This window comes from Arsenicicoccus sp. UBA2120, assembly GCF_002330965.1.
GTDB lineage: Bacteria > Actinomycetota > Actinomycetes > Actinomycetales > Dermatophilaceae > Arsenicicoccus > Arsenicicoccus bolidensis.
In genome coordinates, this window is the sequence record NZ_DCYC01000023.1 from 1 (window position 1) to 10,315 (window position 10,315).

Consider the following 10,315-nt stretch of genomic DNA (forward strand, 5'->3'; position numbering starts at 1 on the left):
GCTCAACCTCGGCGGCCACCGACCCGTCCTCCCGGGCCGGAAATGACCCACGGATCAGTCAGGAGAGCCAATTATCGGAGTGCTCCCGCCGATACGGGTTCCTGATTCATCGAGTGGTCGTGGGTGACCTGCTCAGCGCGTGCGCGGCGCCGCGCGACTGCTTCCTGGGTCCGGGCACGGACCAGGAGGGCGAGGCTGACCGGTCCCATGATGACGAACTTCATCGCGTTCCAGATCGCCCAAAATACGACGAGGTGAAGCCAGCCGGGGCCGCCATCATCGATGAGGCGGGTGCAAATGCTCGCGATCAGGAGGTAGGGCGCGGCGATCAGCATTGCCGGGATGCCCCATCTGAGACCGCGTCGCCTGCGGATCGCGTCGAGCAGCCGGTTGCTCGGCATGTAACGGCGCAGGTAGTAGCGGCTGTGGACACTGATCGTCCAGAAAAGGCGGAACATGGCGGGCCTCTCGTCACACGTGCTCTCCGTCGAGAAGGCAGTACGTGTATGAGCGCCCGTGGTGGGCCGTCCCGGAGGACCCGCAGATGAGAAGAACCTGCCTCACGCTCTACTATACTCCCGATCATGGGGTACAGGGGGCTTGTCTGCGTTTGGTTGCTGGCGATTTGATCCTTCAGCGCAGGCTGCAATGTCGCGGACCGAGTACGATCAGCCTGCCAGGTCTTCGACGTTCTCGCGGGCGGCCTCCAGGCTGTACTGCTCAACGGCTCTGGTCATTGAGCGTCGTGGGCAGGCTGACTATGAAGGTGGTCCCGAGGCTGGAACCTGCGCTTGCGGCGGTGATGCTGCCGCCGTGGGCGTCGACGATGGCTTTGCTGATGGTGAGGCCGATGCCGGAGCCGGTGCGGTCGCGAGTGCGTGCCGAGTCCCCGCGGTAGAACCGTTCGAAGGCGTGCTCTAGCTGCTCGGGTGTCATGCCTTCGCCGTTGTCGGTGACGTTGATGCCGACTTCCGCCCCGTCGCGTTGGGCGGCGACGGTGACGGTCGCCCCGGGTGGCGTGTGCCGGAGGGCGTTGGTCAGGAGGTTGGTCAGGACCTGCCCGATGCGGTGCCGGTCAACCTTCACGGCGAGGCCTGCTGCCGCCGTGGGGTCGATGACGAGGCTGACGCCCTGGGCGGCGTAGCGCTCTCGCATTCCTTCGTGGGCGGCCCAGAGCAGGTCGGCAACGGCGTGGTCGTGCAGATCGAGGTCGAGGCGGCCTTCTTCGGCTGTGGAGACCTCGTCGATGTCGTCGGCCAACCGAGTGAGTCGCTCGGTCTGCTCGGTCAGGGCGGCGCGGGAGTCGGGTCCGAGGGAGGCGATGCCGTCGTGCAGGCCCTCGTGGTAGGCGCTCAGGGTGGCGATCGGGGTCCGCAGCTCGTGCGCGAGGTCGGAGAGCATCCGCCGGCGGGTGTCCTCGACCCCTTCGAGCCGGGCCGCCATGGTGTTGAACGCGGTTGCGAGGGTCTCCAACTCGGTGCCGGAACCGACCAGTGGGACCCTCGTGGCGTAGTGGCCTCTGCTGAGCTCTCGGGCGGCGTGGGTTACTTGGTCCAGGGGGCGTCGCAGACGCCGGGTGAGGAACCAAGTCACTGCGGTGGCGGCCAGCAGGGAGATGAGCAGCCCCACGCCGACCGAGATGAGTGAGGCGTCCCGGTAGGCCATCTCGATATGGGCCAGCTCGGGCGAGTTCGACGGGTGGCCGGCTTGGAGGAGGTGGTCGTGGAAGATCGGGGGGCCGATGATCGTGGCGACCAGTCCGGCGGTGAGGGCGCCGGCAACGAGGACGATCGACTGCCCGGCCAGCAGTCGGGACGCGAGGCCGTGGGACGCATGGGCGCCGGGTGAGGTGTTCATCCCTTGCCCATCCGGTAGCCGATGCCGCGCACGGTGCTGATGTAGCGGGCCGTGTCCGGGTCATCGCCGAGCTTTCGGCGGAGGTGGGCGATGTGGACATCGACCAGGTGTTCATCACCGACCCAGTCGTCGCCCCAGACCTCGTCGATCAGCTGGCGGCGGGAGAAGGCCATGGTGGGCCGTTCGGCGAGTGTCATCAGCAGGTCTCTTTCCGTGGGGGTGAGCGCCACCGGATCACCGGCGAGGTGGACCTGCTGGCCAACCGAGTCCACGTGAAGTTCCCCGAACACCCACACCGGCTCCTGACGATGGGCACGGGACGTGCCGGTGCGGGGTCGGCGCAGGACGGTCTGAACCCGCGCGACGAGCTCGCGAACACTGAACGGTTTGGTGACGTAGTCGTCGGCGCCGACGGACAGGCCGATGAGGGTGTCGATCTCATCCTTGCGGGCGGTGACGACGATGACGTAGCAGTCCGTGAAAGTGCGGATCTGGCGGCACACCTCGATGCCGTCGAGTCCGGGCAGCCCGAGGTCGAGGATCACCACGTCGGGCGTCTGATCACGCACCGCCTGCACCCCTTCCGGTCCGGTGTGCACGACGCGAGCCTGGTACCCGGCGCGGGACAGGTAGGCGCCGATCATCCCGGCGAGAGTCTTCTCATCCTCGATGACGAGAACACTTGGTCCGGGGGTTGGGTGTGTGGTGCTCACACTCGACATTCTCTCCCACCGTTCTCGCCCACCCGTGCTGTCGACGCCGCCTCGTCGGTAGCGCGTCCCGGATCTTCGTCAAACCTCAACTCAGCGAGAGTCTGATCACGACCTACACCGCACAGGATGGATCGTGTCGACACCACTGGGTTCACGACGACGGCAATGGCAAGGAGCACGCTCATGATGTGGGGCTACGGCATGGAGTGGTGGATGTGGTTGATCATGGGGAGCGGCACTCTCGCGTTCTGGCTCGTCATCGTCCTGGTCATCCGGGCACTGCTTCCCGGACGCGATCGCACGACCGCCGGGGCTGACCGCCCGGACCCGCTGACCCTGCTCAAGGAAGGCCTGGCCCGTGGCGAGGTCACCCCCGAGGAGTACGAACAGCGTCGCCGTCTGATCGCCGACGGCCACTGACTCTCTCTCCCCGACCCGGAAAGGCATCATGACCTCGCCCCTACTGTCCCGCCGCAACGTCCTGCTCGGCGGCCTGGGTGTCGCCGCGACCGCGGCCCTAGCCGCCTGTACATCATCGCCCGGGTCTACCGGTACGCCGTCCCGTACGTTCGGCACGCCGACCCCGATCCCGCCGTCCCCGGGGCAGAAACTGATCGAGAAGACCCTCACAGCGAAACCGGTCACCCTCGACCTGGGCGGACGGCAGGTGTCGACCTGGGCATACGGAGACGTCGCCCCCGGGCCTTTGGTCCGGGCGACCGCGGGTGACTTCCTACGGCTCACGCTGGACAACCAGCTGCCCGCGGACACCACCATCCACTGGCACGGCATCCGATTGCGCAACGCCGCCGATGGGGTCCCTGGCCTGACCCAGGACCCGGTCAAGCCAGGCGCCCAGTACGTGTACGAGTTCACCGTCCCCGACCCCGGCACCTACTTCTTCCACCCGCATGTCGGCGTCCAGCTCGACCGCGGCCTGTACGCACCGATGGTGATCGACGACCCCAACGAACAAGGCGGATATGACGCCGAGTGGATCGTCGTCCTCGATGACTGGATCGACGGGACCGGCACCACCCCCGACGCCGTGCTCAAGAAGCTCATCGCCGACGGCGGCACCGCATCCTCCGGCGACATGGGCGGGATGGACCACGGCTCGATGGGCGGGATGTCGATGGGTGCCGGGCCGTGGGGCGACGCCGGCGATGTCACATACCCGTTCTTCCTGGTCAACGGCAGACCCCCCACCGATCCCGAGGTCCTGACCGCCAAACCCGGCCAGAAGGTCCGGCTGCGGATCATCAACGCTGCCTCCGACACGATCTTCACCGTCGCTTTGGGCGGGCACCGGATGACCATCACGCACACCGACGGGCATGCGGTCCAGCCGAGCGAGGTCGATGCCTTCTACATCGGGATGGGCGAACGCTACGACGCGGTCGTCACCCTCAAGGACGGGGCTTTCCCGCTGGTGGCCAGGCCGTTCGGCAAGACCAGCGGCGGCCAGGCCATGGCCCTGGTCCGCACCGCGGGCGGTGCCGCGCCCGGTGCGGATGTCACCCCACCCGAGTTGTCCGGGCAGGTGCTGATCGGTTCCCAGTTGCAGCCGGCGGAGTCCGCGAAGCTGCCCGCCAAGGCACCGGATGCGACCGTCGACCTGAATCTCCAGGGCTCGATGAAGCCCTACCGGTGGGGCATCAATGGGGCCCAGTTCGGGAAGAACGAACCCCTCACCGTCACGGCCGGGCAACGGCTGCGGATCAACGCCGTCAACATGACGATGATGACCCACCCGCTGCACCTGCACGGTCACACGTTCGCGCTGCCCTCTGGTCTGCGCAAGGACACCGTCCTGATGGCGCCGATGCAGTCCTTCGCGATCGACCTCGATGCCGACAACGCGGGCGACTGGATGATCCACTGCCACAACATCTACCACGCCGAGGCTGGCATGATGATCGCCCTGGAGTATGCCAAGTGAACGGGCCAGTGCTGCGGGCGCTGTCAGCCGGTGCCCTGGTCCTCGCCTTCGGTGGTCTGTCCGCCTGCGTGGCTACGACCGCGCCGGACGCATCCGGCTCCCGACCTGCCGGGACGGCTTCAAGCCCTCCATCGGAAGCGGATGAGTCGAACGCGCCGATCGCCATCACTCACATCCACGCCGTTGCGCGAGACCCGGAGACTGGCGAGCTACTGCTGGCCACCCACGAAGGGCTCTTCCGTCATGTCAAGGGCGAGCTGAGCCAGAACGGGCCGATCATCGACCTGATGGGCTTCGCTGTCGGACCCAACGGCACCTTCTACGCCTCCGGCCATCCGGGCATCGGGGTCGATCTGCCTCAGCCGGTCGGGCTCATCACCTCCGCCGATGGCGGCCTCAGCTGGCAGGTCACCTCGCGAGGTGGAGAATCCGACTTCCATGCCCTCACCGTCGGACCCAAGGGCGTGACCGGATTCGACGGGACCCTGCGCACCAGCACGGACGGCCGCTCTTGGACAGACCGCAGCATCGCCGCCCCACCCCGGGCACTGGCCGCCTCACCCACCTCCGGGACTCTCCTGGCCACGACCGCTGCAGGCCTGCTCCTCAGCACTGACGACGCAGCGACCTGGCAGAAGCTCACGCCACCGGAGACCGCGGTGCTGGTCGCGTGGGCAGACGAGCAGACCATCGTCACCACCACCAGCGCTGGACGCTTGGCGACAAGTGACGACGCCGGCACGACCTGGACCCTGCACCCCGACACCATCGGCACCGCCGATTCCCTGTTCGCCGAGCGCACCACTGACGGCAAGGTCGAGATCATCGTTGTCGTCGACGGGAAGGTCCTTCGCACCACCGATGCCGGAGCAACCACCGAAGTCGTCGTCCAGTGACCCGGCCGACATCTTGACCCACCCTTCATCAACCCAAGGCCATACCGCCACATCGGGCGACGAGTCTGAAGACACAGGGCAAACGGCCCGGGACGAACATACGAAGGAGACCCACCATGGCCACGCGGCACTCACCGTCCAACGACTACGCACAGTTCACGCAACCTACCCAGACACCCACACCCGAGACCCCGGCTCCCAGCCCCGGGCACGGTCACGGCTGGCTGATGTGGCTCATGTGCGTGCCCATGCTCGTCGTCATCGGAATGCTCATCGCCGCCGGCGGCCTCGGCGCCGGCGGCCTCCTCTACGCCCTGGGCTGCCTCGCCATGATGGGCGCCATGATGCTGTGGATGAACCACGGAAACAGGGGAAACCCATCCTGACGGACCCCCACGACCCGACCTTGCCCTAGTTCTCACCAGGCCACGGCCTCTGCGCCCCGACACAGAAAACAACCCGCTGCTGTGCATATACCCCGGCGGGGTATATGGTGTTAACTGGTCCGAGTCCAGGAAGAAGCGGATGATCACCACAAAGACACATATTCGGCTGCCCGCCATGAACCTGCGGCAACTGCGAGGGAACCGTCCGAGGCGGATGTCGCCCAGTTGGCCGGTGTCCACTCATCAAGGTGGAGGCCCAGACGGGCGAACTGGTCCCATCAGCGTCGACAGCCAGAACGAAGGACACCGCATGACCTTCGCGACACCCAGGGCGCTGGCCGCCACGCTCCCCGCCCGGGCATGGACACCGATGGACGCGCTCGCGCAGGAGAGCCAACCGTGATGAACCACGAGCACCACTACGACCAATCCACCGCGACGGAGCCGCTCACAGATCCCGTGTGCGGCATGAACGTAAACGCCTCGACAGCACCCGTCCTCGACCACGACGGTCAGCAGTACCACTTCTGCTCGGAGCATTGCCGTGACCGATTCCACGCGGACGCCGCCGCGTTCATCGGTCCCGCAGCCGAACATGCAACAATGCCCGCCGCCAGCCACGATGCGCCCATCAGCGGCGAGGCGACGGAGTGGACCTGCCCTATGCATCCAGAGATCCGCCGCCCCGGGCCCGGGTCCTGCCCCATCTGTGGGATGGCCCTGGAGCCGGTGACCGTCACCGCCGATACCGGCCCCAGCCCCGAGCTAGCCGACATGACTCGCCGGTTCTGGGTCGCCACCGCGCTGACGATCCCCACCGTCGTCCTTGAGATGGGACGCCACTTCATCCCGTGGCTGCACGACCTCATCCCGGCCCGTACCTCGGTGTGGCTCCAGCTGGCGCTCGGCACACCCGTCGTGCTGTGGGCCGGGTGGCCCTTCTTCGTCCGCGGCTGGGCCTCGGTCCGCACCCGCAACCTCAACATGTTCACCCTGATCGCGATGGGCACCGGAATCGCGTGGCTGTTCAGCGTGATCGCCACCTTCACGCCGGGTGTCTTCCCCGACTCCTTCCGCGGTGACGCGGGCACCGTCGACGTCTACTTCGAAGCCGCCGCCGTCATCACCACCCTGGTCCTGCTGGGGCAGGTCCTGGAGCTGCGCGCCCGCGAGCAGACCTCCGGCGCCATCAAAGCCCTGCTCGATCTCAGCCCCAAGACCGCCCGCCGCATCACCGCCGACGGCGACGACGAAGAGATCCCCCTCGACACCGTCCAGCTCGGTGACCGCCTCCGGGTCCGCCCCGGCGAGGCGGTACCGGTCGACGGAACCGTGGAGGATGGCCGCTCCGCCGTCGATGAGTCCCTGGTCACTGGTGAGTCCATGCCGGTCACCAAGAACAGCGGCGACACCGTCATCGGCGGCACCATCAACGGCAGCGGCGCCCTGGTCATGCGCGCCGAGAAGGTCGGACGCGACACCATGCTCGCCCGAATCGTTGCCATGGTCGCCGACGCGCAACGCTCCCGCGCCCCGATCCAGCGGATGGCCGACAAGGTGGCCGGCATCTTCGTGCCCGCCGTCATCACCATCGCCGTGGTCGCGTTCATCGTCTGGGCACTGGTCGGCCCGGACCCGAAGCTCGCCCACGCCCTCATCGCCGCCGTGGCGGTCCTGATCATCGCCTGCCCCTGCGCGCTCGGGCTGGCCACCCCCATGTCGATCATGGTCGGTGTCGGTCGCGGCGCAGGCCTGGGCGTCCTGATAAAGAACGCCGAAGCCCTCGAACGCATGGAGAAGGTCGACACCCTGGTCGTTGACAAGACCGGCACACTCACCGAAGGACGACCCACCGTCACCGGCATCGTCACCACCGGCAGCGACCGTGATGACAACGAGCTGCTGCGCATCGCCGCCGGCGTCGAACGCGCCTCCGAGCACCCACTCGCCATGGCCATCATCGAAGCCGCCACCCAGCGAGGCCTGCACATTCCAGACGTGACCGACTTCGACTCACCCGTCGGGCGCGGCGTCCTGGGGACCGTCGACGGCCACCGGGTGACCATCGGAAGCGCGACGTTCCTCAACTCTGAGGGCCTCGACACGAGCCCGCTCGCCGCCCGCGCCGACGAGCTCCGCGGCGACGGTGCGACCGTCATCCACATCGGAATCGACGACCACTCCGCTGGTATGTTCGCGATCGCCGACCCCATCAAGGAAACCACCCCCGCCGCCCTGAAGGCTCTGCGCGCGGACGGCATCGACGTCGTCATGCTCACCGGCGATAACCGGGTCACCGCCCAGGCAGTCGCCAAGACGCTCGGCATCGATCACGTCGAGGCCGAAGTGCTGCCCGACCACAAGAGTGACATCGTCACCAAGCTCCGCGGCGAAGGTCACGTCGTCGCGATGGCCGGCGACGGCGTGAACGACGCGCCAGCCCTGGCCTCCGCCGACGTCGGCATCGCCATGGGATCAGGCACGGACGTCGCCATGGAAAGCGCCGGCATCACCCTGCTCAAGGGCGACCTCACCGGGATCGTGCGCGCACGTCTTCTCTCCGAAAAGACCATGGCCAACATCCGGCAGAACCTGTTCTTCGCCTTCGTCTACAACGCCCTCGGCATCCCCATCGCCGCCGGCGTCCTCTACCCCGTCTTCGGGCTCCTGCTCTCACCCATCATCGCCGCCGCCGCCATGGCCCTCTCCAGCGTCAGCGTCATCGCCAACGCCCTACGACTGCGCGCTCAAACCATCGGTGGTGATGAAGACGATCGACGTTGAGCTGCTCGTCGTCCCGGACTGCGCCAGCGAGGCAGCCGCGGTGCGGCTGATCACGGCTGCCGTGAGCCAGTGCGGGACAGACGCGCGAGTACACCGCTCCATCGTCGTCAGCGATGAGCAAGCCCAGCAACGGGGATTCACGGGGTCACCGACAATCCTCATCAACGGCGCCGACCCTTTCGCCCGTCAAGGAGCAGCCCCCGCTCTGGCCTGCCGGCTCTACCCGACCGCAGTCGGGCTGCGTGGTGTACCCGAACTCCGGAACGTGATACAAGCGCTCCAGCGTGCGGCAGGGGTGGCCACCTCAGCTGGCGATCACGGCGGCGATATCGCGAGGGGCGGTGCGCAACGTACGGGTTGAGGCACCTCGGGTGTGAGCGGTGCACGTGTGGCGCGCTGCGTCGACGCTTACGCGCGTCGCCCTCGGGAGGATGCCCGATGCCGCCCGGCACCAGGTGCATCGTGGAGCGTCGCGATCAGGGGCATACGCAACCAGATCGAACTCTTTGAAGGCGCGCACACTATTATCCCGCTCGGAGTCCATTCCACACCCCAATCAACACGTGTCGGCAAGGCACTGTGGGGCAGGCCTAGATCACAGGCTCGGGCCGAGAAAGACTTGCTCGACCGGCGAACGCTCGACATTCGCTGTGTGTTCACGAGAGATGTCCCTTGCCTTGTCGAGTGCTGTTCTGGCACGGGCGGCGTCGATCTTCTGGGCGGTTGACTGAGGGGGCCATCCGAGGGGTGTGTCGTCGGTGATGCGATACCGGTCCCGGTAGGCCGCGACTGTGCGGGCATGTCGCCGCCATGCTGTTGCCTTCCGCGAATCGCGAGGAGGCACGCCGAGCGGTTTCGTCCAGGCTTCCCGGGCGTCGCGTGCGGCGTCGAGTACCGCGTCGGTGCGGGCCTCGATCAGTTCACGCCGCTCATCAAGTGCTCGGCGCATGTCCGTGTACATCGGGCCGTCGGCGTGCGGGACGAGGCCGGCGATCAACCGCGGTGCCTTGCGGGTGCGGCCCGACCCTGCCGGCCGTGCGGTCGCGCGTTCGACGCGGTGGTGAAGGACGGAAGCGATGTCGTCAGCATCACCGAACCCGCGCGCGGCGACGAGGCGCGGGAGCAGTCGGTCCATGTCGTGGTGATTCGCCTCGGCCCTTCGCAGCTCGGCGGTGAGTGCGCCGAACGTTTCCGAGTCGAGCACGGTGTCGACTTGCTCGGCGGTGAGCCCCGATGCACGAACCAGGCTCGCCCAGCGGTCGCGTTGCGCAGCGGCGGCGATCGTCTCGTACTCCGCAGCGAGTTGGGCGATGGAGCCCCACTGCTCGTGTTCGGCGGTGATGGTCTCGTGCGCGGACAGCTCAGCGCCGACGTGCTGGAGCACCCCGTTCAGCACGCTCCTGCCGGTGGCATCCGGGTTCTCGCCCGGATGCGACTCCGTGTGAGCATCGTCAATCCGGTCGAGGATCACATACGCACGGTTGGAACGCATGCCTCTTGTCATCGCGACGTAGAAATTCTCCCGCGTCGTGGTGGGCTCGACCAGAACGTGGGCGGTGTCGACGGTGACGCCCTGGGCGCGGTGGGCGGTGACCGCGTACCCGAGATCGACGTGCTCGGCCACATAGGACGCCGGGAGGAGGATCGAGCCGCCGAACCTGCGACCGGTCTTGCGGATGGTGATCGAGCCGTCGTCGCGGACGTTGGTGATGGTCCAGGTGAACCGCCCCGGGTTTG

Annotated in this window: 10 protein-coding genes and 1 pseudogene; 7 read left to right on the forward strand and 4 right to left on the reverse strand. The window is 67.3% G+C overall.

Annotation, left to right across the window (positions count from 1 at the left end; genetic code table 11):
* Positions 1 to 71: 71 nt before the first annotated feature.
* Both B2P18_RS02700 and B2P18_RS02705 read right to left on the reverse strand, forming a co-directional pair.
* Entirely contained in the window at positions 72 to 458 is a 387-nt protein-coding gene (locus tag B2P18_RS02700; RefSeq protein WP_073189013.1) for a sulfate permease, read from the reverse strand.
* A gap of 262 nt (positions 459 to 720) precedes the next feature.
* Positions 721 to 1,758 (reverse strand): sensor histidine kinase, encoded by a 1,038-nt coding sequence (locus tag B2P18_RS02705; RefSeq protein WP_286955758.1) that lies wholly within the window; start codon positions 1,756 to 1,758, stop codon positions 721 to 723.
* On the opposite strand from B2P18_RS02705, the gene B2P18_RS02710 reads away from it, so the two are divergent.
* Positions 1,723 to 1,848 (forward strand): hypothetical protein, encoded by a 126-nt coding sequence (locus tag B2P18_RS02710; RefSeq protein ID WP_286955759.1) that lies wholly within the window; start codon positions 1,723 to 1,725, stop codon positions 1,846 to 1,848. The genes B2P18_RS02705 and B2P18_RS02710 overlap by 36 nt on opposite strands.
* 5 nt (positions 1,849 to 1,853) lie before the next feature.
* Here the strand turns inward: B2P18_RS02710 and B2P18_RS02715 are convergent, their stop codons facing one another.
* Positions 1,854 to 2,579 (reverse strand): response regulator transcription factor, encoded by a 726-nt coding sequence (locus B2P18_RS02715; protein ID WP_029212954.1) that lies wholly within the window; start codon positions 2,577 to 2,579, stop codon positions 1,854 to 1,856.
* A gap of 117 nt (positions 2,580 to 2,696) precedes the next feature.
* Between B2P18_RS02715 and B2P18_RS02720 the strand changes: the two genes are divergently transcribed.
* The 6 genes from B2P18_RS02720 to B2P18_RS02745 all read left to right on the forward strand — a co-directional run bounded on the left by B2P18_RS02720 (position 2,697) and on the right by B2P18_RS02745 (position 8,939).
* On the forward strand, positions 2,697 to 2,990 hold the full coding sequence (locus tag B2P18_RS02720) for an SHOCT domain-containing protein (protein WP_217652239.1): 294 nt from the start codon (positions 2,697 to 2,699) through the stop codon (positions 2,988 to 2,990).
* A 28-nt stretch (positions 2,991 to 3,018) separates the two neighbouring features.
* Positions 3,019 to 4,512: a multicopper oxidase family protein gene (locus tag B2P18_RS02725; protein WP_034254532.1), complete on the forward strand. Its 1,494-nt coding sequence runs from the start codon at positions 3,019 to 3,021 to the stop codon at positions 4,510 to 4,512.
* Positions 4,509 to 5,408, forward strand: a complete 900-nt coding sequence (locus tag B2P18_RS02730; protein ID WP_034254535.1) for a F510_1955 family glycosylhydrolase — start codon at positions 4,509 to 4,511, stop codon at positions 5,406 to 5,408. The genes B2P18_RS02725 and B2P18_RS02730 overlap by 4 nt, the downstream gene beginning before the upstream one ends.
* A 116-nt stretch (positions 5,409 to 5,524) precedes the next feature.
* On the forward strand, positions 5,525 to 5,794 hold the full coding sequence (locus B2P18_RS02735) for a hypothetical protein (protein ID WP_029212958.1): 270 nt from the start codon (positions 5,525 to 5,527) through the stop codon (positions 5,792 to 5,794).
* 468 nt (positions 5,795 to 6,262) lie between these two features.
* Positions 6,263 to 8,578: a heavy metal translocating P-type ATPase gene (locus B2P18_RS02740; protein ID WP_029212959.1), complete on the forward strand. Its 2,316-nt coding sequence runs from the start codon at positions 6,263 to 6,265 to the stop codon at positions 8,576 to 8,578.
* Positions 8,559 to 8,939: a hypothetical protein gene (locus tag B2P18_RS02745; protein WP_205621909.1), complete on the forward strand. Its 381-nt coding sequence runs from the start codon at positions 8,559 to 8,561 to the stop codon at positions 8,937 to 8,939. Before B2P18_RS02740 ends, B2P18_RS02745 begins: the two co-directional genes overlap by 20 nt.
* Positions 8,940 to 9,173: 234 nt before the next feature.
* Here B2P18_RS02745 and B2P18_RS02750 read toward each other — a convergent pair.
* Positions 9,174 to 10,315: pseudogene (locus B2P18_RS02750) on the reverse strand (helicase C-terminal domain-containing protein); the annotation flags it as partial.

Coding starts and splice junctions, on each gene's coding strand:
- B2P18_RS02700 (WP_073189013.1), bottom strand. CDS start 458: ATGTTCCGCCTTTTCTGGACGATCAGTGTCCACAGCCGCTACTACCTG.
- B2P18_RS02715 (WP_029212954.1), bottom strand. CDS start 2,579: ATGTCGAGTGTGAGCACCACACACCCAACCCCCGGACCAAGTGTTCTC.
- B2P18_RS02720 (WP_217652239.1), top strand. CDS start 2,697: ATGGATCGTGTCGACACCACTGGGTTCACGACGACGGCAATGGCAAGG.
- B2P18_RS02725 (WP_034254532.1), top strand. CDS start 3,019: ATGACCTCGCCCCTACTGTCCCGCCGCAACGTCCTGCTCGGCGGCCTG.
- B2P18_RS02735 (WP_029212958.1), top strand. CDS start 5,525: ATGGCCACGCGGCACTCACCGTCCAACGACTACGCACAGTTCACGCAA.
- B2P18_RS02740 (WP_029212959.1), top strand. CDS start 6,263: ATGAACGTAAACGCCTCGACAGCACCCGTCCTCGACCACGACGGTCAG.
- B2P18_RS02745 (WP_205621909.1), top strand. CDS start 8,559: ATGAAGACGATCGACGTTGAGCTGCTCGTCGTCCCGGACTGCGCCAGC.